Source organism: Sphingobium scionense, from assembly GCF_014197035.1.
Classification (GTDB): domain Bacteria; phylum Pseudomonadota; class Alphaproteobacteria; order Sphingomonadales; family Sphingomonadaceae; genus Sphingobium; species Sphingobium scionense.
The window spans coordinates 41,034-61,135 of the sequence record NZ_JACIEU010000015.1 but is presented as its reverse complement, the minus strand read 5'-3'; the positions used below and the strand labels follow the sequence as shown (position 1 = coordinate 61,135).

Annotated in this window: 17 protein-coding genes; 14 read left to right on the top strand and 3 right to left on the bottom strand. The window is 64.4% G+C overall.

What is annotated here, in order from left to right; genetic code table 11:
- The first annotated feature begins 112 nt into the window (after positions 1–112).
- Entirely contained in the window at positions 113–247 is a 135-nt protein-coding gene (locus GGQ90_RS29715) for a hypothetical protein (protein WP_281391445.1), read from the top strand.
- Here the strand turns inward: GGQ90_RS29715 and panC are convergent.
- Positions 244–1,089 carry a pantoate--beta-alanine ligase gene (panC, locus tag GGQ90_RS17895; RefSeq protein WP_188083337.1) on the bottom strand — a complete coding sequence of 282 codons (846 nt, stop codon included), beginning with the start codon at positions 1,087–1,089 and terminating at the stop codon, positions 244–246. The two genes, GGQ90_RS29715 and panC, sit on opposite strands and share 4 nt — an antisense overlap.
- 108 nt (positions 1,090–1,197) lie before the next feature.
- On the opposite strand from panC, the gene GGQ90_RS17890 reads away from it, so the two are divergent.
- The 13 genes from GGQ90_RS17890 (at position 1,198) to GGQ90_RS17830 (ending at position 14,640) form a co-directional block, all read left to right on the top strand.
- On the top strand, positions 1,198–2,004 hold the full coding sequence (locus GGQ90_RS17890) for a division plane positioning ATPase MipZ (protein ID WP_188083336.1): 807 nt from the start codon (positions 1,198–1,200) through the stop codon (positions 2,002–2,004).
- A complete protein-coding gene (locus tag GGQ90_RS17885; protein WP_188083335.1) occupies positions 2,004–2,462 on the top strand; it encodes a J domain-containing protein in 459 nt (152 codons plus the stop codon). The genes GGQ90_RS17890 and GGQ90_RS17885 overlap by 1 nt, the downstream gene beginning before the upstream one ends.
- Positions 2,463–2,481: 19 nt before the next feature.
- Positions 2,482–3,864: a phosphoglucomutase/phosphomannomutase PgmG gene (gene pgmG / locus GGQ90_RS17880; RefSeq protein ID WP_188083334.1), complete on the top strand. Its 1,383-nt coding sequence runs from the start codon at positions 2,482–2,484 to the stop codon at positions 3,862–3,864.
- Between the two features lie 422 nt (positions 3,865–4,286).
- Positions 4,287–5,588, top strand: coding sequence for an OmpP1/FadL family transporter (locus tag GGQ90_RS17875; RefSeq protein ID WP_188083333.1), 1,302 nt, complete (start codon positions 4,287–4,289; stop codon positions 5,586–5,588).
- A 51-nt stretch (positions 5,589–5,639) separates the two neighbouring features.
- Positions 5,640–6,785, top strand: coding sequence for a flavodoxin-dependent (E)-4-hydroxy-3-methylbut-2-enyl-diphosphate synthase (gene ispG, locus GGQ90_RS17870; RefSeq protein WP_188083332.1), 1,146 nt, complete (start codon positions 5,640–5,642; stop codon positions 6,783–6,785).
- Positions 6,782–7,012, top strand: a complete 231-nt coding sequence (locus tag GGQ90_RS17865; RefSeq protein ID WP_188083331.1) for a hypothetical protein — start codon at positions 6,782–6,784, stop codon at positions 7,010–7,012. The genes ispG and GGQ90_RS17865 overlap by 4 nt, the downstream gene beginning before the upstream one ends.
- Before the next feature lie 15 nt (positions 7,013–7,027).
- Positions 7,028–7,945, top strand: coding sequence for a DMT family transporter (locus GGQ90_RS17860; RefSeq protein ID WP_188083330.1), 918 nt, complete (start codon positions 7,028–7,030; stop codon positions 7,943–7,945).
- The gene (locus GGQ90_RS17855) at positions 7,942–8,433 is read left to right on the top strand and encodes a GNAT family N-acetyltransferase (protein ID WP_188083329.1); all 492 of its coding nucleotides are present in this window, start codon (positions 7,942–7,944) and stop codon (positions 8,431–8,433) included. Before GGQ90_RS17860 ends, GGQ90_RS17855 begins: the two co-directional genes overlap by 4 nt.
- A gap of 233 nt (positions 8,434–8,666) precedes the next feature.
- Entirely contained in the window at positions 8,667–10,991 is a 2,325-nt protein-coding gene (locus GGQ90_RS17850) for an FtsK/SpoIIIE family DNA translocase (RefSeq protein WP_188083328.1), read from the top strand.
- A gap of 407 nt (positions 10,992–11,398) precedes the next feature.
- Positions 11,399–12,037 carry a LolA family protein gene (locus GGQ90_RS17845; RefSeq protein WP_188083327.1) on the top strand — a complete coding sequence of 213 codons (639 nt, stop codon included), beginning with the start codon at positions 11,399–11,401 and terminating at the stop codon, positions 12,035–12,037.
- 247 nt (positions 12,038–12,284) lie between these two features.
- Positions 12,285–13,082 carry an exodeoxyribonuclease III gene (gene xth / locus GGQ90_RS17840; protein WP_188083326.1) on the top strand — a complete coding sequence of 266 codons (798 nt, stop codon included), beginning with the start codon at positions 12,285–12,287 and terminating at the stop codon, positions 13,080–13,082.
- Positions 13,082–14,143, top strand: a complete 1,062-nt coding sequence (gene ribA / locus GGQ90_RS17835) for a GTP cyclohydrolase II (RefSeq protein WP_188083325.1) — start codon at positions 13,082–13,084, stop codon at positions 14,141–14,143. Before xth ends, ribA begins: the two co-directional genes overlap by 1 nt.
- Positions 14,140–14,640 carry a L,D-transpeptidase family protein gene (locus tag GGQ90_RS17830; RefSeq protein ID WP_188083324.1) on the top strand — a complete coding sequence of 167 codons (501 nt, stop codon included), beginning with the start codon at positions 14,140–14,142 and terminating at the stop codon, positions 14,638–14,640. Before ribA ends, GGQ90_RS17830 begins: the two co-directional genes overlap by 4 nt.
- Before the next feature lie 7 nt (positions 14,641–14,647).
- On the opposite strand, the gene GGQ90_RS17825 is transcribed toward GGQ90_RS17830, so the two are convergent.
- Positions 14,648–17,410 (bottom strand): [protein-PII] uridylyltransferase, encoded by a 2,763-nt coding sequence (locus GGQ90_RS17825; protein ID WP_188083323.1) that lies wholly within the window; start codon positions 17,408–17,410, stop codon positions 14,648–14,650.
- 9 nt (positions 17,411–17,419) lie between these two features.
- Entirely contained in the window at positions 17,420–20,062 is a 2,643-nt protein-coding gene (mutS, locus tag GGQ90_RS17820) for a DNA mismatch repair protein MutS (protein WP_188083322.1), read from the bottom strand.
- Positions 20,063–20,102: the final 40 nt, after the last annotated feature.

Here is a 20,102-nt window from a genome sequence, read left to right as displayed (position 1 = left end):
GCCATGCTATAGCCGGGGCGTCGCCGATCGGGTGACAAGCGAATAGGATCACCCCCGCGCAACATAATGTCAAAATGTGCGGGAAATGTGCGAAGTTAAGCGGAAGGCGCCCATGAATGACCCGCGCATCTGGTTCGGCCCCAAACGTATCGGCTGGGGCTATGGTCCCCGCACCTGGGAGGGCTGGGCGGTAGTCGGCCTGCTCGTCCTTGCCGCTGTCCTGCTCAAGCGCGGACTTTCGGGTTAGGCCGGATCGACCGCGATATTGTCGATCAGCCGGGTCTTGCCAAGCTTCGCCGCGCTGAGCAGCCGTGCCGGACGGTCGAGCGTCGCGATCGGCTCCAGGCTGTCTGCGTCGCACAGGGTCACATAGTCGATCGGGTCGAAACCATGGCTCGCCAGCGTGGCGATCGCTCTGGCCAGTGCCGCCTCGACCGGCTCGCCCTTCTCGATCTGGCGCTTCGCCTCACCCAGTGCGCGGGGCAGCGCCAGGGCATCCTTGCGCTCCTGCTCGCTGAGATACGCGTTGCGTGACGACAGCGCCAAACCATCCTCCGCCCGCTGGGTCGGCATGCCGATGATCTCGATGTCCAGATTGGTGTCGGTGACCATGCGACGGATCACGGCGAGCTGCTGATAATCCTTCTCGCCAAAGATCGCGACGTCGGGCGCGACCTGGTTGAACAGCTTGGTGACGACGGTGGCGACGCCATCGAAATGGCCCGGCCGCGCTGCGCCATCCAGCCCCTCGCTCACGCCTGATACGCGGATATTGGTGGCATAGCCGGCCGGATACATGACCTCGACGCTGGGCGCCCACAGGATGTCGACGCCGGCCGCCTGCAGCAATTGCGCATCCTTCGCTTCGCGCCGGGGATAGGCGTCCAGATCCTCGTTCGGCCCGAACTGGCGCGGATTGACGAAGATCGACACCACGACATGGCGCCCTTGGCGGCGCGCTTCCTCGACCAGCGCCATATGCCCGTCATGCAGCGCGCCCATGGTGGGCACCAGCGCCAGTGGTTTTCCGTCGGACTTCAACGTGGCGACGGCGGCGCGCAGGGCGGGAAGGTCACGGAGAATTTGCACGGGACGAGGGGCTCCGATAAGGGCAGGGACACAGGGGCGTCCTGCTAGGCTTCGCGCTGCGGGACCGTCAAGAATCTAGAGCGACAAACACGGGGTTATCAAGGTCCGATGGCGAACGCGCAAACGCATCTCATCGTCTTCGCCAATGAAAAGGGCGGAACCGGCAAGTCGACGACCGCCGTCCACACGGCGATCGCGCTGACCGCGCTTGGCCATAGCGTCGGCCTGCTCGACCTCGACCCGCGCCAGCGCACCGTCACACGCTATATGGAAAACCGCGCCGAAACCGCGCGTCGCCGCAGCATCGACCTGTCGGCACCCGATTTCGCGGTGTTCCAGGGCGACAATGTCGCCGCGCTCGATGAACAGGCGGCGGCGGTGGCCGAGGGCAAGGATTTCCTGATCGTCGACACGCCCGGCCGCGACGATGATTTCGCCCGCCACATGGCGGCCCGCGCCAACACGCTGGTCACGCCGATGAACGACAGTTTCGTCGACTTCGACCTGATCGGCCAGGTCGATGCCGAAACCTTTCGGGTGCGCCGCCTGTCCTTCTATTCCGAACTCATCTTCGAAGCGCGCAAGTCCCGCGCCAAGGCCGATGGCGTGTCGATCGACTGGGTGGTGCTGCGCAACCGCGTCCAGCATCATGACGCCCGCAACAAGAAGCGCGTCGGCGATGCGCTGATGGAATTGTCGCGCCGGGTCGGCTTCCGCGTCATTCCGGGATTGTCGGAACGGGTCATCTTCCGTGAACTCTTCCCCTCGGGCCTTACCCTGCTCGACAAGGGGCATCTGGGCGACTTAGGCATCAGCCACATCGCCGCGCGCCAGGAATTGCGCGAGATGGTGGCCGGATTGGCCTTGCCGACCGGCGATCATGCTGCGTCCGTGGACATGCTCGGCGCCGCCTGATGGGGCTGATCGCGCTGGTGCTGATCGGCCTGGCGGGCTGGCTCATCTGGACCGGGAGATTGCAGCGCATGTCGACCAAGGATGGCATGGCATTGGGCGCGGCGCTGGTCGGCGCGGTGCTGGCGGCCAAGGGCAAGCCGGCGCTGGGCGCGCCGATCCTGCTCGGTGCCGCCCTCTTCTTCGCCTCGCAGGGCAAGACGAAGAAGGGTGCCCCGCGCGCCAGGCGCAAGGCCGCGCCGCCGATGGCCGCCGCCAGGGCCGATGTGGAAGGCGCCCGTGCCCTGCTCGGCCTGTCGGCAGAGGCCCGCGCAACCGATATCCGCGCCGCACATCGCCGCCTGATCGCCTCGGTCCATCCCGACAAGGGTGGAACCGAAGCGCTGGCTGCCCAGATCAATGCCGCGCGCGACCTGCTGCTCGCCGACCTTGCCGAGCGGGATCGGCCGTCCGCCGGCTGATTGCCCCAGAAAGGACTATATGGCCCACCGCTTCCACCCGACCCTGCTGCGCGAATATGACATGCGTGGCGTCGTCGGCCCGATGCTCGGGGAAGCGGACGGCTATGCGCTGGGGCGCAGCTTCGCGACCTGGGTGCGGCGCGCTGGCGGATCAGCGGTTGCGGTCGGCTATGACGGGCGGCTGAGTTCGCCCATGCTGGAGGATGCGTTGGTGCGCGGCCTCACCGACAGCGGCGTCGATGTGCTGCGCGTTGGCCTGGGTCCCACGCCGATGCTCTATTATGCCGAGGCCGAACTGGACGTGGCGGGCGCCATCCAGGTGACCGGCAGCCATAATCCCGCAGATCAGAATGGCTTCAAGCTGGTCCTGGATCATGCGCCCTTTCATGGCCAGGCGATCCAGCAGCTCGGCGCGATGGCGGCGGTTGGCGACTGGCTGGTCGGCGAAGGCCGGGCGCGCGATGTCGATATCATGCCGGCCTATGTCGAACGGCTGGTGCGCGATTTTGACGGGGCGGCCTGGCGGATCGGCTGGGACGCGGGAAACGGCGCCGCAGGACCGGTCGTGGAGAAGCTGGTGCAGCTCCTCCCGGGTGAGCATCATCTGCTCTTCACCGACATAGACGGCAATTTTCCCAATCATCATCCTGATCCTACCGAAGAAGCGAATCTGGCCGATCTTCGTTCCCTTGTCCTCTCCAGGAAGCTCGATTTCGGCGTGGCTTTCGATGGCGATGGCGACCGGATCGGCGTGGTCGACGGCATCGGCCGGATCATCTGGGGCGACCAGCTGCTCGGCCTGTTCGCGCAGGTGGTGCTGAAGGATCGTCCCGGCGCCCCGATCGTCGCGGATGTGAAGGCCAGCCAGGCCCTGTTCGACGAAATTGAACGGCTCGGCGGCGAACCGGTGCTGTGGAAGACCGGGCATAGCCATATCAAGTCCAAAATGAAGCAGATTGGGAGTCCGCTGGGTGGCGAGATGACCGGCCACATCATGTTCGCCGATGATTTCTATGGCTTTGACGATGGACTCTATGCCGCCGTCCGGCTGATCCGTGCCGCGGCACGGCTGCGCCGCACCATCACAGACCTGCGCGGCGAGATGGCGGAGATGGTCAATACGCCCGAAATCCGCATCGCCGTGCCGGAGGACCGCAAGTTCGCGATCATAGATGAAATAAGTGCCCGGCTGCGCGCATCCGGTGCAAATATGGAATCCATCGACGGCGCCCGTGTGCGCACCATGGATGGTTGGTGGCTGCTGCGCGCGTCCAATACCCAGAATGCACTGACCGCTCGCGCAGAGGCCGCGGATGCCGCTGGCTTGGCCCGATTGCTGACCGAAATCGAATCCCATTTGCGTGATTCGGGCGTCGATCAGCGATTGCAAGCGGTAAAATAGCGTGTCGCAACGCGCAAAATTGATATCGCTATCATTATTTCATGACGAGTTTCCCTTAGGGAAACATGGATTTGTGATACCGGTTGCATGAAACGCAATCACGCTATCATGTTTCGCATTTGCGACGAACGTCTCTGCGCCGCAAAAGGAACTCGCCTTTCAGGCATCCTCTCCTAAAACTTCATAGCCGTCCTTCGGGGCGGCTTTTTTTTTGACCTGTGACGTTGGCGCAACAGCGCGGCACTTGCCGTAGCGTCCAGCCGGCCGAAATCCGGGCAATTGAGCGAAAAATCGCGGAATTCCGTCATTCGCGCCTGTAGAAATCGTCGGAATAGCTGTTATGCGCATGGTTCCATAACCCGCATGAGGCGTTTAAGCGCCCGCTCCCAATGGCCAATTGAGTTTTTAGCAGAGGAAACGCCATGTCCCTTCGCCGTCGCATTCTTCCCACCATCCTGCTGACCGGCGCGATCGTCGCACCGATGCCGGCGCTGGCCGGTGGCTTTTATCTGCAGGAACAGTCGCCGGTGGAAACCGGGCGCGCCATGGCTGGCGGCGCCGCTGCGGGTGACGATCCTTCGACCATCTATTTCAATCCTGCCGCCATGACCCAGCTGTCGGGCGTCCAGGTTTCGGCCGGCGTCAACGCCCTGATGGCTTCGGCGAAGCAGACCAACCGTGGTAGCTACCGCTCCATCCCCGGTTCGACCGCCCGCGTGCCGGTCACCGGCAATGACGGTGGCCAGCCGTTCGAAAACGTCATCCCGGTCCCAAATTTCTATGCCTCGGCGCAGGTCACCGACCGCCTGTGGCTCGGCCTGGGCGTCAACGCCCCCTTCGGCCTGAAGCTGGAATATGATCCGGGTTTCTTCGGTCGCTATGACTCGATCTACACCGATCTCAAGACCTACAACATCCAGCCTTCGGCCGCGTTCAAGCTGAACGACAATTTCTCGATCGGCGGCGGCGTAGACGTGCAATATGTGAAGGCGAACCTGACCAACGCGCTGCCGCAGGTGTCGCCGCTGGTCACCACCGACGGCTTCACCCGCCTGAAGGGCGACGACTGGACCGTCGGATGGAACGCCGGCCTGTTCTACACCAACGGCACCACCAATATCGGCGTCCATTATCGCTCAGGCATCAACCACAAGCTCAAGGGCACCCAGACCATTTCGGGCCTGGTAACGCCGCTCAGCGCCGCCAATGGCGCGTTTGACGCGACCGCGCCGCTCGATCTGCCCGACATCGTCACCGTGTCAATGATGCACAAGCTGACCCCCAATCTGCGCGCGATGCTGACCGGCAAATGGTATGGCTGGTCCAGCTTCAAGGGTATCGAGGTTACCTCGGCCACCGGCACGACCAACAAGGAACTGGACTATAAGGATAGCTACAGCGTCAGCGTTGGCGGTGAATATGATGTCAGCCCGGCCTTCACGCTGCGCGCCGGTACGATGTTCGACCGTTCGCCGACCAATCCGCAACATCTGACCACCCGCGTGCCCGACGGCGATCGCGTGTGGCTGACGGGCGGCGCGACCTGGAATATCTCGCAGTCCTTCGCGTTGAACGTCGCCTATGCCCATACCTGGGTGGAAAAGGCGAACATCATCCGCCCGGACAGCTACTTCCCGTCGCCCGCGACCGTCACTGCCACCACTTTGGCACAGACCAGCGGCAATGCGGACCAGGTTGCCGCATCGCTGACCGCGCGCTTCTAAATAGTCGTTTTAGCGCTTATAGGGGGCTCCAGATCTCTGGAGCCCCTTTTCATGTCCGAGCATAATCCCGGCCTGCGCCCCTGGCGCGACATCGCGCGGCGGCAGTCGCGGCAGATCATGGTCGGCAACGTCGCCGTGGGCGGCGGCGCGCCGGTCACGGTGCAGACCATGACCAATACGCTGACCCATGACGTCAAGGCGACGATCGATCAGATCCGTCGCTGTGAGGATGCCGGCGTCGACATCATCCGCGTGTCCTGCCCGGACGAGGAATCGACTGCTGCGCTGAAACAGATCGTCCGTGCCGCGCGCGTGCCGATCGTCGCGGATATCCATTTCCACTATAAGCGCGCATTGGAAGCCGCCGATGCCGGTGCCGCCTGCCTGCGCATCAATCCGGGCAATATCGGTTCGGCCGCCCGCGTGAAGGAAGTGGTGGACGCCGCCAAGGCGAATAATTGTTCGATCCGGATCGGCGTGAATGCCGGCAGCCTGGAACGCGACCTGCTCGAAAAATATGGCGAGCCCTGTCCCGAGGCGCTGGTCGAAAGCGCGCTCGACCATATCAAGCTGCTGCAGGACCAGGATTTCCACGAATATAAGGTCGCCGTGAAGGCGAGCGACGTGTTCCTGGCGGTCGCGGCCTATATGCAACTGGCCGATGCGGTCGATTGCCCGCTGCATCTGGGCATCACCGAAGCCGGCGGCCTGATCGGCGGCACGGTCAAGAGCGCGATCGGCATCGGCAACCTGCTCTGGGCCGGCATCGGCGACACGATCCGCGTTTCGCTCTCCGCCGAACCGGAAGAGGAAGTGCGGGTCGGCTATGAGATGCTCAAGACGCTCGGCATCCGCACCCGCGGCGTCAAGGTCATCTCCTGCCCCAGCTGCGCGCGGCAGGGCTTCGACGTGATCCGCACCGTCCAGGCGCTGGAAGAACGGCTGCAGCATATCAACACGCCGCTCTCGCTCTCGGTGCTGGGCTGCGTCGTCAACGGTCCGGGCGAAGCGCGCGAGACCGATATCGGCCTGACCGGCGGCGGCAATGGCAAGCATATGGTCTATCTGTCGGGCGTCACCGATCACACGATTCAGGATGCCGACATGGTCGACCATATCGTCAGGCTGGTCGAGGCCAAGGCGGCCGAGATCGAGGCGGCGGCGAGCGACGCGGGACAGGTCCAGGCGGCGGAATGACGGACAGCGCCGACCGGTCCGCCATCGCCCATGGCGCAAGCGCCACGGGCGCGCAGGTGGTCGGCGCGTCCGCTATCGGGACATTGGCCTTGGGCGCAGTTGCATTGGGGGCAATAGCGGTCGGCGCCCTGGCCATCGGTCGGTTGCGCATCGGCAAGGCACGGATCACCCGGCTTCATATCGACGAATTGCATATCGGCAGGATCGTCGGCCCCGGTCGCGACTGATCCCGTCACCCATCGATGGATCGTCCGCTTTCCTCTCCCCGCAGCCCGTCCGTGCTGCTGCCCTTCCTCATCTGCTGCCTTGGCGTCGCGCTATTTTCGGTGATGGATGCGGCGATGAAGGGGCTCAGCCTCGCGATCGGCCTCTATAATGCGCTGCTCTGGCGCGCGATCACCGGCAGCCTGCTCGGCCTGATCCTGATGCTTGCGACCCGCCAGCGCTGGCCCAAGCCTTCAGTGCTACGCTTGCACCTGCTGCGCGGCGTGGTGGTGGCGTTGATGGCCAGCCTCTTCTTCTGGGCGATCATGCGCCTGCCACTGGCCGAAGCCATCGCCCTCTCCTTCATCGCCCCGCTGATCGCGCTCTATCTTGCGGCGCTGCTGCTCAAGGAGCGGATCGGCCGGCAAGCCATCGGCGCCTCGCTGCTCGGCCTGGTCGGGGTCGGCGTGATCCTGTCGGGGCGGATGCGCGGCGACTATGATGGCAACGCGATGCTGGGCACTGGTGCGGTGCTGCTCTCGGCGATTCTGTTTGCCTGGAACCTCATCCTCCAGCGCCAGCAGGCCCAGCTTGCCTCGCCGATTGAGGTCGCCTTCTTCCAGCATCTGGTCATGCTGGGCGTGTTCGCGATTGGCGCGCCGGCCTGGGCGATTCTGCCGACCGGACCAGCCGTCCCGCTGGTGCTGCTCGCCGCCGTCCTTGCCTTCACCTCGCTTGCTGCACTGGCCTGGGCCTATGCAAGGGCGGAGGCGCAGCGGCTTATCCCGGTCGAATATACCGCTTTCGTCTGGGCGGCGATCTTCGGCTGGCTGGCCTTCGGCGAGCGGCTGACGCTGACTACTCTTGCCGGTGCCTTGTTGATCGTTGCCGGCTGCCTTATCGCCGCGCGCACGAAACGGGCGGATATCGCCCATGTGGAAGCGGGAGCGGCATGAGCAAGGTCATCATCAGGGACGCGCAATCGACGGATATCGATGCGATCGGGAATTTCATCCTGGCGCTCGCCGAATATGAGAAGCTCGCGCATGAAGTGAAGGCGGATCGCGAAGCGCTGGCTCGTTACCTGTTTGGTCCCCGGCCGATGGCGGAGGTGCTGATCGCCGAGCATGATGGCACGCCGATCGGCTTCGCCCTCTTCTTCCACAATTTCTCGACCTTCGAGGGGCGTCCCGGCCTCTATCTGGAGGATCTGTTCGTGCTACCCGAAGCGCGGGGTCTGGGCGCCGGCAAGGCTCTTCTGGCCCGTCTCGCCCAATTGGCGATCGCGCGCGACTGTGCTCGCCTCGAATGGTCGGTGCTCGACTGGAATGCACCGGCGATCGCCTTCTACCGGGCGATCGGCGCCCGGCCGATGGACGAATGGACCGTTCAGCGTGTCGATGGCGAAGCGCTCAGCGCCCTCGCATCGCATCCTGCAGGCTGACGCCCAGCAGCACCACGGCAAAGCTGCACAAGGCAATCACGACAAAGGCGGGATAGAAAGAGGCGAACATGGCGACATCTCCTTTCGCCGTTTACTCTGCGCCTGCAGCCCCAGTCCGCGACATACGCAATGTCGCGGATGGGGCGGGACGAGCCGAGAGGGCGCAGGCTTGACGGAGACTCCCGGCTCGGCGCATTGTGCCGGAACGGAACATTTGGGGGACATTGAAGACCATGGCTGTCAGCCGCGGAGCCAAACGCACGCCGGAGTGGCGCGAAATGCTCAAGCGCAGCATCGTGCGCAGCGGTGCGCTGATCGGTGCGATTTCCCTGTTTCTGGCGACCCTTTTCCTGGCGCTGGCGCTGCTGAGCTATCAGCCGAGCGATCCGTCGATGAATACGGTGGCGGGCGATCATGTCGCCAATATCATGCGCGCGCCCGGTGCCATGGTCGCCGATATGCTGCTGCTGCTGTTTGGTGTGCCGATCGCGCTGCTGTTGCCGCTGATGGGGATTACCGCGCGCCGTCTGTGGGGCGATCATGAGATCATCGGGTGGAAGGCGCAGTTCGGCAAGTGCTTGGTCGGCATTATCCTGATCGGCATTGCGCTTGCCCTGTTTCAGCCCAATCCGCTCGTCGGCCTGCCATCGGGTTGGGGTGGGATGATAGGTCTGGTTACCGCGAAGGGGGTAATCAGCCTGACGGCCCAGACGCCGGCTGCGCAGGGCTGGATCATCGGCATCCTGGTAGTGGTGACGATGCTGGCCGGTTTGTTCGTCTGGTATCGCAGCCTTGCGCTGGAAAAGCCGATTTTCACCATCCGCCGCCCGACCCTGCCCCGGCTCAACCTGCCGCGCCCGTCGCTTGCCTTTGCCGGACAGGGGAGTGCAACCGATCTGGACGGGGATGAAGATACCCCCGCCGAACGGGTTATCGCGCCGCGCAAGCAGGTCTCCAATGAACCTAAGCCGCCGATTACCATCCAGGCGCCCAAGCCTGCCCTGGCGCAACGTGCGATGGCGCCGGTGTCGCAGGATGACCTGTTCGGCCACAGTTCGTTGCCGTCGGCGGACTTGCTCAATCCTATTCCCCAGAATCAGGGCGGCAAGATCGACAAGGCGGCATTGGAACGCAATGCGCGCCTGCTGGAGAGCGTGCTCGACGACTTCCATGTGAAGGGCAATATCGTCGAGGTCCGCCCCGGTCCGGTCGTTACCATGTATGAGCTGGAGCCGGCACCCGGCATCAAGGCGAGCCGAGTGATCGCGCTGGCCGACGATATCGCTCGCAACATGTCGGCGCTGTCGGCCCGCGTCGCGACGATTCCCGGCCGCACCGTCATCGGCATCGAACTGCCCAATACCAACCGCGAGGGCGTGTCCTTCCGCGAACTCATCACCAGCGAGCAGTTCGGCGCGGAAGCGACCCTGCCGATCATCCTGGGCAAGAATATCTCGGGCGAGCCGATCATCGCCGATCTGGCGCCGATGCCGCATCTGCTGATCGCGGGTACGACCGGTTCGGGTAAGTCGGTGGGTCTCAACGCCATGATCCTGTCGCTGCTCTATCGCATGACGCCGGACCAGCTGCGCCTGATCATGATCGATCCCAAGATGCTCGAACTGTCGACCTATGACGATATTCCGCATCTGCTTTCGCCTGTCGTTACCGAGCCGGCGAAGGCGATCCGTGCGCTCAAATGGGCGGTGGAGCAGATGGAGGATCGCTATCGCATGATGGCGTCGATCTCGGTCCGAAACCTCGCCAATTATAATGAGAAGGTCCGTGCCGCGAAGGCCAAGGGCAAGCCGCTCGGCCGCCGCGTCCAGACGGGCTATGACCCTGAGAGCGGCAAGCCGATCTATGAGGAAGAGCAGCTCGATTTCCAGCCGCTGCCGCAGATCGTGGTGGTGGTTGACGAGCTGGCCGACCTGATGATGACTGCGGGCAAGGAAGTCGAATTCCTGATCCAGCGCCTGGCGCAGAAGGCCCGTGCGGCCGGTATCCACCTGATCCTGGCGACCCAGCGACCCTCGGTTGACGTCATCACCGGCGTCATCAAGGCGAACCTGCCGACCCGCATCAGCTTCTTCGTGACCAGCAAGATCGACAGCCGCACCATCCTGGGCGAACAGGGGGCCGAGCAGCTGCTGGGCAAGGGCGACATGCTCTACATGCATGGCGGCAAGGGCCTGATGCGTGTTCATGGTCCTTTCGTTTCGGATGACGAGGTGCGGGTGGTCGCCGACCATTGGCGGGCGCAGGGATCGCCCGATTATATCCAGGCGGTCACGGAAGAACCGGAAGAAGGCAGCTTCGCGCTCGACGGCGTCGACCTGGGCGACGACAGCCCGGACGCGCAGCTGTTCCGCAAGGCGTGCCAGCTTGTCTTCGAGAATCAGAAGGCATCGACCAGCTGGCTGCAGCGCCAGCTGCGAGTCGGCTACAACAGTGCCGCGCGCCTGATCGAACGGATGGAGGAAGAAGGACTGGTGGGTCCGCCCAACCATGTTGGCCGCCGCGAAGTGCTGCGTGACGAGAATGGCAATCCGCTCTGACGCTACGAAATGCCTGTTTTCCTTGGGCGATTGCGTTCCGTGCAACCATGCTTGCGGCCTTCGCATTTGTCGGAGCATAGGCTTTGAGCCATTAGGAACAGGCCTTTCAGGCATCCTCTCCTAAAAACTTTTCAGGCTGGTCTTCGGATCAGCCTTTTTTTTATCCGCGAATCGGTCTAGGCAGGCGTCGCTGCTGCCGCGCCGATAAACATAATTGGAGCGGTGCCGCCGGTAAGACCGGCATGGCGAGGCGGGAGCACGGGGGATCGAGCCAGCCAGTTTACGGCCGCTCTCCCCCGTCTGGTCTTTCGGATCGATCCTTTCCCTTCGATGGAACAGCAAGGTTCACAGCGGGTTCAAGCCCCACCTCCTATGCCCCCTTTTCCGAACAACCCGGAGATGATTGCATGAAGCGCATCCTCGCGCCCGTCGCCCTGTCCCTTGCCACCGCGCTGGTCGCGGTGCCGGCGGGCTATGCCCTGGCCCAGCAGGCGGCACCGTCCGACCTCAATCAGGTCAACACCTATATCCGCGCCGTCACCACCCTGACCGCCGATTTCAGTCAGACCGATCGCAATGGTCAGGTGCTGACCGGCAAGCTGACCCTGAAGCAGCCGGGCAAGATCCGCTTCCAATATGAAAAGGGCGTGCCGCTGCTGATCGTGGGCGATGGCAAGGCGCTGACCATGATCGACTATGAGGTCCGTCAGGTGCAGCGCTGGCCCATCGGCAATTCGCCGCTGGCGGCGCTGATCGATCCGACCAAGGATCTGTCGAAATTCGGTACTGTCGTGCCGACCGGCGACCCGACCGTGCTGAGCGTTCAGGCGAAGGATCCCAAGCGGCCCGAATTCGGCACCATCACCATGATCTTCAAGCGCAAGCCTTCGGCGCCCGCCGGGCTGGAACTGTATGGCTGGGTTGCGCTCGACGCGCAGAATAATCGCACGGCGGTGCGCCTGTCGAACCAGCAATATGGCGTGCCGGTCGCGGATTCCGCCTTCCGCTGGACCGATCCGCGTCCGCGCGGTCGACCGAACGGCTAGAATGAGCGGGATGAACGATGGATCGAAAACTTTCTGCCATCGTTCATCTGCCGCTCATATCGGATCGCCTAGACAAAGATCACGGCGAGAGACGCAGACCGGGATTTCCCCCCTGTTACCCGGCACACCGCTCCCGTCGCAAAGCGCTTCAAGGGCGCGATCGAGACCCCCGTTCCACGCCCCCGGAGCGGGGGTCTTACGTTGTCCGGCGCTTGCGCGCGGGCGCGCGGCACCCTAGGTGCTTTTCATGGCCGATACCCTTTCGATTGCATCCTGGAACATCAACAGCGTCCGCGCCCGGATCGACATCGTCGAACGTTTCCTGACCGAGGAAGCGCCCGATATTCTCTGTCTGCAGGAAACCAAGGTGGTGAACGAGATTTTCCCCACGGACATGTTCCGGCGGCTGGGCTATGTCCACCAGGTGCTGAACGGCCAGCGCATGCATCATGGCGTTGCGATCATGAGCAAGGTGCCGATTCACGAGGATGACCGGTTCGACTGGCAGGCCAATGGTGAAGCCCGCCATGTTGGCATCCGCCTCGACAATGGCGTGCGGATCGAGAATGTCTATGTCCCCGCCGGGGGTGATGTCGCCGACCGCACGGTCAATCCGAAATTCGGCCAGAAGCTCGACTTTATCGAGCGGATGATCGAGTGGTCCGGGGCGCTCGACAACAAGCCGACCATCCTGACCGGCGACTTCAACATCGCGCCGCTGGAATCCGATGTGTGGAGCCACAAGCAGTTGCTCGACGTGGTCAGCCATACGCCGGTCGAATGCGCGCTGCTGGGCCGCTTGCAGGCATCGAACGACTGGGTCGATATTGGCCGCCATTTCCATCCCGCGCCGGCGCGCCTCTATACCTGGTGGAGCTATCGCGCGAAGGATTGGGCAGCATCCGATCGCGGCCGGCGGCTCGACCATATGTGGATGACCAGGGATGTCGCCGACAAGGCGGTCGCCCACCGTGTCGTCGAACCCGCGCGCAGCTGGGAAAAGCCGTCCGACCATATCCCGATCATCACCGAGTTCGCCTTCTGATGAACGGGCGGGATGCTGCCCGCGCCATCGATGCGCTGCGTCGCGGCTGGGCGATCCGCCTGACCGCGTCCGATGGCGCGATCCGGCTGATGGCGATCGAGGGCGCGGATGCGGTGACGCTGGCCGATTTCGATCCGCAGGGTCAGGCGGATATCCTGATTTCTGCCGCGCGGGCCGAAACGCTGAAGCTTGCCAACCAGTTGGCGGCGGCCGATCCTGACCTGCCGGTGCTGATCGAGCGGGCACCGTGGATCGACGCCGATGTGGCGACTTCGATTTCCGATCCGGTGCTGGACCTTGCCTCACCGCTCAAGGGGCCGTTTCGGGCGCGGGCTTTGCCGGCGCCCCAGGCAGCCAAGGCAGCGCTGCGCCTGGCTCGGCTGGCCGGTATCCTGCCCGCCTATTTTCTGCTCGAAGGCGACGGTGCGGTCGAGGCCGAGGTCAGCGCCGATGATGTCGGCGATTATGACGATGCCATCCACCTCGCGATCGCCACCCGCGCCCGTCTGCCGGTATCGGCGAGCGAGAGCGCGGAGATCATCGCCTTCCGCAGCCCCGACGAACCGCGCGAGCATGTCGCGCTGGTGGTCGGCAAGCGCGACGCCTCGCCGCCGGTCATCCGCATCCATAGCGAATGCCTGACCGGCGACGTGTTCGGCAGCCTGAAATGCGATTGTGGTCCGCAGCTGCACCAGGCGCTGCACCAGATCGCTGACGCGCAATGGGGTGTATTGCTCTATCTACGGCAGGAAGGGCGCGGCATCGGCCTCGTCAACAAACTGCGCGCCTATGCGCTGCAGGATCAGGGGTTCGACACGGTCGACGCCAATGTGCGGCTGGGCTTCGCGATCGACGCACGCGACTTTTCGGTCGCGGCGCGGATGCTCGACCTGCTCGGTATCGGCGGCGTGCGGCTGCTCACCAACAATCCGCAGAAGGTTGCCGGGCTGCAGGCGTCGGGGATCGAGGTGATCGAACGGTTGCCGATCATCCTGGCCGCCAACCCGCATAATGAACGCTATCTCGCCACCAAGCGCGACCGGACCGGCCACCAGCTATGAGGGTCGTCCATGTCGATGTCGCCACCGGGCGGCTGCGCTTCGGCGATCTCGACATGGCCTGCACCATCGGCCGCAGCGGCGCCTGCGCGGCCGCCGACAAGCGCGAAGGCGATGGCTGCACCCCATTGGGCAGCTGGCCGATCCGGGCCGTGCTGCTGCGCCCGGGTAAGGTTTACGCCACCGGCATCGCTCTGCCCTGGCGCTGGACCCATGCGGGGGATGGATGGTCGGACGATCCGGCCGATCCCGCCTATAATAGAGCTGTGCGCCTGCCCCGCACCTTCTCGGCCGAAAGCCTGCAGCGGAGCGACGACGCCTATGACGTGATCGTGATCCTGGGCCATAATGATACGCCGCCGGTGCCGGGGATGGGCAGCGCCATCTTCTTCCATCTGTCCGAAGGACGCCCGACCGCCGGCTGTATCGCGGTCGACCGCGACGACATGCTGCGCCTGTTACCTTTGCTGTCACCCGGCGACGTCATGACCATCGCTTGAGTAGTGGTCAGGCGCGCTCCAGTGCCTCGCCCACTTCGCCGCCGGCCGCCTCCAGCAGCCGCCGTTCCAGCGTCTGCAACCGCGCCTTGCTCTCGATCTTTCCGCCCAGCAGGTCGGTGACATAGAAGGTGTCGACCGCGCGCTCGCCATAGGTGGCGACATGGGCGCTGTGGACCGTGACCTTCGACTGGAACAGCGCATTGGCCAGGCTGAACAGCAGCGCCGGCCGATCACGGGCATTGACCTCGATCACGGTGAAGCGGTTCGACGCCTTGTTGTCGATCAGCACATTGGGTTCGATGCGGAAGGCTTCGGCCCGGGTGCGGGGCAGCGGGCGCGCTTCCAGCTTGGTGATCATGCGGTGGCGGTTAGACAGGGAATCCTCGATCGCCGCCTTGATCCGCGCAAGTTGCTCAGGGCTGTGGAAGGCGCCGCCCAGCGGATCCTGCACCAGGAAATTGTCGATTGCGACGCCATCGCGGGTCGTATGGATACGCGCGTCGATGATGTTGCCGCCGGCCAGGTGAATGGCACCGGCAATGCGGTAGAACAGCCCAGGATGGTCGGTCGCATAGACGGTGACCAAAGTCGCGCCGCGCTGTGGATAATATTGTGCGGCGATCGACAGGGAGGATTCGCCTGCCTCCAATATATGGCGGGCATTATGGACGAGAATATCGTCGGGCTCGGCGATCCAGTAGCTTTCGGGCATGCGGCCGCTAAACGTGGCGAAGGTCGCCTCGTCCATGCCCAGTGCCTGACGCAAAGATTCCTGCTTGGCGGTGACTCGCTCGCTGCGGCCCTTTTGCTTGTGGCCCAGGCGCAGCACTTCCTCGGCCGCGTCATAAAGGTCGCCCAGCAATTGCCGCTTCCAGCTATTCCAGACGCCAGGCCCCACAGCCCGGATGTCGACCACGGTCAGGCAGAGCAGCAGGCGCAGACGCTCGGGGCTCTGCACCACTTCGACAAAGTCGAGGATCGTCTTATAATCGGCCAGGTCGCGCTTGAAGGCGGTGGCCGACATCAGCAGATGATAGCGCACCAGCCAGGCGACGGTCTCGGTCTCGGCCGCGGTGAGGCCCAGGCGCGGGCAAAGATGTTCCGCCACTTCCGCGCCCAATATGCTGTGGTCGCCGCCACGTCCCTTGGCGATGTCATGCAGCAGCACCGCGACATAGAGGACGCGGCGTGACAGGATCTTACCCATCAGCTCGGTCGCCAGTGGATGATCGACTGACAGTTCGCCCTTCTCGATTCGGGCCAGCAGGCCGACGGCGCGGATGGTATGCTCGTCCACCGTATAATGATGGTACATGTCGAACTGCATCTGCGCCACGACGCGGCGGAAATCGGGGATGAAGCGGCCGAACACGGTGGACTCGTTCATCCAGCGCAGCACCGTTTCCGGGTCGCGCGGGCTGGTCAGCACATCCATGAAGGCGGCATTGGCACGCGCGTCCTTGCGCACCTTGGCGGTGATCAGGCCGGCGTCGCGGCTGGCCGCGCGCATCGCACTCGGATGAATCTGCAGCCCGTGCTTGTCGGCGACGGCGAAAATCTCGACCAGTCGAACCGGATCGGCCTGGAAGAAATCGTCGCTTGGCAAGGCTAGCCGCCCACGATCCAGCACAAAGCCTTCCAGCTTCTTGGGACGACGGAAGATGGAGGGGATATAGCGGCGTCCGCGCTCGGCCAGCTGGTCGTCCAGATGCGCCAGGAACACCGCGGTGAGGTCGCCGACAGCCTTTGCATTGAGGAAATAATAGCGCATGAAGCGCTCCACCCCGGATCGGCCAGCGCGCGCGGTGAAATGCATCCGTGTCGCGGTTTCCAGCTGCAGGTCGAAGGTCAGCCGATCCTCGGCCCGGCCGGTGATGGTGTGCAGATGGCATCGTACCGCCCACAGGAAATCTTCGGCTTTCTGGAACTGGCGCAGTTCCGCTGCGGTGAGCAGGCCGACATCGACCAGTTCCGCGACCGACTTCACCCGGTTCACATATTTGCCGATCCAGAACAAAGTGTGCAGGTCGCGCAGGCCGCCCTTGCCTTCCTTGACATTGGGCTCGACGACATAGCGGCTGTCCCCCATGCGGCGGTGGCGTTCGTCGCGCTCCTCCAGCTTCTCGGTAACGAAGGTGCGGGCGGTGCCCTGCATGATCTCGCTGTCGAAGCGAACGGCGACTTCTTCGTAAAGCGCCCGGTCACCCCAGACATATCGGGCTTCCAGCAGAGCGGTACGCACGGTCAGGTCGGCCTTGGCCATCCGCATGGTCTCGTCCACCGAACGGCTGCTATGGCCGACCTTGAGCCCCAGATCCCACAGCGAATAGAGCATGGATTCGATGATCTGCTCTGTCCAGCCGGTCGGCTTCCACGGGGTGATGAAGCCGATGTCGACATCGCTGTGCGGCGCCATCTCGCCCCGGCCATAGCCGCCTACTGCGATCAGCACGATCCGCTCGCCCGTGCTGCGGTTGCCGGCGGGATAAAGATGATGGGTGGTGGCGTCGTAGAGCAGCCGCAATATCTGGTCGATCAGGAAGGCGAAGGCGGTCACCGCCTCGCGTCCGCGCGTCGGTTTCGCCTCCAGCCGGCGCGCGACATCCTCGCGGCCATGCTCCAAAGCGGCCTTCAGTTCCTTGACGATCAGGCCGCGCAGCTTGATCGGATCGCCCCTATGCTCTTGCGCCAGGGCGTTGATGCTGTCGGATATCGCGCGCCGGTCAATGATCGCGCGGCGCGACCCCAGGCTGGGGATCTGCATGACCATGGTTCTCGTCTACTCGTGGTGACTGGCGGCGGCCAGTTGTTTCAAACGATATATGTGATCGAGTGCCTCACGCGGGGACAGGGCATCGGCATCGATGCCTTCCAAGGCTTCGCGCAATGGATCGATCACCTCCTCGGCTTGGGTCGCCACGCTGGCGAACAGGGGCAGGTCATCCAGGCCCGCGGCTATGCCGCCGGTCTTCGCCTTGCCCGCCTCCAGTCGGCCAAGCACATCCTTGGCGCGCTTGAGCACCAGGGTTGGCAAGCCGGCAAGCCGTGCTACCGCCAGGCCATAGCTGCGATCGGCCGGTCCCTCGGCCAGTTCGTGCAGCAGCACCAGATCGCCTTTCCATTCCCGTGCCCGCACATGGTGCAGCGACAGCGCATCGAGCGTTTCAGACAGGCGGGTCAGCTCATGATAATGGGTGGCGAACAGGCAGCGGCAGCGATTGACCTCATGCACCGCCTCGACCACCGCCCAGGCGAGCGCCAGCCCGTCATAGGTGGATGTGCCGCGACCGACCTCGTCCAGGATGACGAAGCTATGTTCGGTCGCCTGCGCCAGGATGGCGGCGGTCTCCACCATCTCGACCATGAAGGTCGACCGGCCGCGCGCCAGATTGTCGGATGCGCCGACGCGGCTGAACAGGCGGTCGACCAGGGTCAGGGTCGCCGATTCCGCCGGCACGAAGGCGCCGGCCTGGGCCAGGATGACGATCAGCGCATTCTGCCGCAGGAAGGTCGACTTACCGCCCATGTTCGGGCCGGTGACCAGCCACAACCGGTCGGTCGCGACCAGGCGGCAATCATTGGCGACGAAGGGCTGGCCCTGCGCGCGCAAGGCATCCTCGACCACCGGATGGCGACCGCCGACAATGTCGAGGCAGGGGCCGACCCCGTCCTCGACCACGAAATGGGGCCGCTGCCAGCCGCCCTCGGCCGCCCGCTCGGCCAGCGCGGCGGCGACGTCCAGCCGCGCCAGCGCATCGGCGGCACGGGCGATGTCGGCCTTGCGGTCCAGCACCGCGTCGATCAGCGTTTCGAGATGCGCGGCCTCCGCCACCAGTGCATGGGCGCCGGCCTGCGCCACTCGTCCGGCCTGTTCGTGCAGGTCGATCGAGTTGAAGCGCACCACCCCGGCCAGCGTCTGGCGATGGGTGAAGCCGCTGTCGGGCTGCATCAGCTGGTCGGCAGCGCGGGCCGGCACCTCGACATGATAACCCAGAACGCCATTATGACGGATCTTGAGCGCGCTGATCCCGGTTTGCTCGCGATATTGGGCCTCCAGCGCGGCGATCGCGCGTCGGCCATCACCGGCCAGGCGGCGCAGTTCGTCCAGCGCCGGATCGAAACCATCAGCGATATAGCCGCCATTATTGGTTTCGGTCGGCGGGCTGGGCACCAGTGCGCGCGCCAGCGCATCGACCAGTGCGCCATGGCCGTCGAGCGCCGGCAGTAATTGCGTCAGCAGCAAAGGCTGGTCGGCCAGACGTCCCAACCGCTCGCGCAGCAACCGTGCCTCGCCCAGGCCATCACGTAGCTGGCCCAGATCGCGGGGGCTGCCCCGTCCCACGGCGACCCGACCCAGCGCACGGCCGATATCGGGCAGCGCACGCAGCGCTGTGCGGAGCTGACTGCGCAGCGTCGCGTCATCATGGAACAGCTGGACCAGACCCAGCCGCGCGTCGATCAGCGGTGCGTCCATCAGCGGCGCCGACAGATCCTGCGCCAGCAGGCGGGCGCCTGCGCCTGTGACGGTCCGGTCGACCGCGCCCAGCAGGCTGCCCGCGCGGGTGCCGCCGGTGGTCGAGACGATCTCCAGGCTCTCGCGCGTCGCTGCGTCGATCGCGACATGGGCGCCACTGGTCTTGCGCAGCGGCGGCGCCAGGAAGGGCAGTGTACCCTTGCCGGCATGGTCGAGATAGGAAATCAGCCCGCCCATCGCTGCCAGTTCCGCGCGACTGAACTGACCGAAGCCATCCAGTGTCGCGACCGCGAACAGGCGCTTCAGTGCTTCCTCGGCGCGGGTGCTAGAAAAAGCCGCCTTGTCGAACGGATGGCTGTTGGCGACCTCCAGCGTCGAACCTTCGGCAATCACCACTTCGCTCGGCCGCAACCGCGCGAGTTCGGCGGGCAGGTCGCCTGCGCGCACCGTCATCGTCTCGAACCGGCCGGTCGAAATGTCGGCGGCGGCCAGGCCCAGTTCGCCTTCTCCGCCCGTCTGGGCCAGTGCCACCAGCATATTGTCGCGCCGGCTGTCGAGCAAAGTCTCCTCGGTCAGCGTACCGGCGGTGACATAACGCACGATCGCGCGCGCCACGAGCGTCTTGCCGCCGCGCGCCTTGGCCTCGGCTGGACTCTCGGTCTGTTCCGCGATCGCGACGCGATGGCCGCCCTTGATCAGCCGGGCGAGGTAGGATTCGGCGCTATGTGCGGGGACGCCGCACATCGGGATCGGTTCGCCGCCATGTTCGCCGCGGCTGGTGAGCGCGATGTCGAGTGTCGCCGCCGCCATCTTGGCGTCGTCGAAGAAGAGTTCGAAAAAATCGCCCATGCGGTAGAAAAGCAGGCAATCCTGCGCCTCTGCCTTCAGTGCGAGATATTGCGCCATCATTGGGGTAGGCTGGGTGGTGGTAGAGGTCGAATTGGCCATGGGGCAAGCGGATAGCCTGATCGCTCGACTGAAACCAGAG

Bases quoted from the DNA above. Each gene is read 5' to 3' on its own strand.
- ispG (WP_188083332.1), top strand. From the start codon at position 5,640: ATGTCCGAGCATAATCCCGGCCTGCGCCCCTGGCGCGACATCGCGCGG.
- GGQ90_RS17825 (WP_188083323.1), bottom strand. From the start codon at position 17,410: ATGGTCATGCAGATCCCCAGCCTGGGGTCGCGCCGCGCGATCATTGAC.
- GGQ90_RS17875 (WP_188083333.1), top strand. From the start codon at position 4,287: ATGTCCCTTCGCCGTCGCATTCTTCCCACCATCCTGCTGACCGGCGCG.
- mutS (WP_188083322.1), bottom strand. From the start codon at position 20,062: ATGGCCAATTCGACCTCTACCACCACCCAGCCTACCCCAATGATGGCG.
- GGQ90_RS17855 (WP_188083329.1), top strand. From the start codon at position 7,942: ATGAGCAAGGTCATCATCAGGGACGCGCAATCGACGGATATCGATGCG.
- GGQ90_RS17890 (WP_188083336.1), top strand. From the start codon at position 1,198: ATGGCGAACGCGCAAACGCATCTCATCGTCTTCGCCAATGAAAAGGGC.
- GGQ90_RS29715 (WP_281391445.1), top strand. From the start codon at position 113: ATGAATGACCCGCGCATCTGGTTCGGCCCCAAACGTATCGGCTGGGGC.
- GGQ90_RS17865 (WP_188083331.1), top strand. From the start codon at position 6,782: ATGACGGACAGCGCCGACCGGTCCGCCATCGCCCATGGCGCAAGCGCC.
- GGQ90_RS17860 (WP_188083330.1), top strand. From the start codon at position 7,028: ATGGATCGTCCGCTTTCCTCTCCCCGCAGCCCGTCCGTGCTGCTGCCC.
- pgmG (WP_188083334.1), top strand. From the start codon at position 2,482: ATGGCCCACCGCTTCCACCCGACCCTGCTGCGCGAATATGACATGCGT.
- GGQ90_RS17850 (WP_188083328.1), top strand. From the start codon at position 8,667: ATGGCTGTCAGCCGCGGAGCCAAACGCACGCCGGAGTGGCGCGAAATG.
- xth (WP_188083326.1), top strand. From the start codon at position 12,285: ATGGCCGATACCCTTTCGATTGCATCCTGGAACATCAACAGCGTCCGC.
- GGQ90_RS17830 (WP_188083324.1), top strand. From the start codon at position 14,140: ATGAGGGTCGTCCATGTCGATGTCGCCACCGGGCGGCTGCGCTTCGGC.
- GGQ90_RS17885 (WP_188083335.1), top strand. From the start codon at position 2,004: ATGGGGCTGATCGCGCTGGTGCTGATCGGCCTGGCGGGCTGGCTCATC.
- GGQ90_RS17845 (WP_188083327.1), top strand. From the start codon at position 11,399: ATGAAGCGCATCCTCGCGCCCGTCGCCCTGTCCCTTGCCACCGCGCTG.
- ribA (WP_188083325.1), top strand. From the start codon at position 13,082: ATGAACGGGCGGGATGCTGCCCGCGCCATCGATGCGCTGCGTCGCGGC.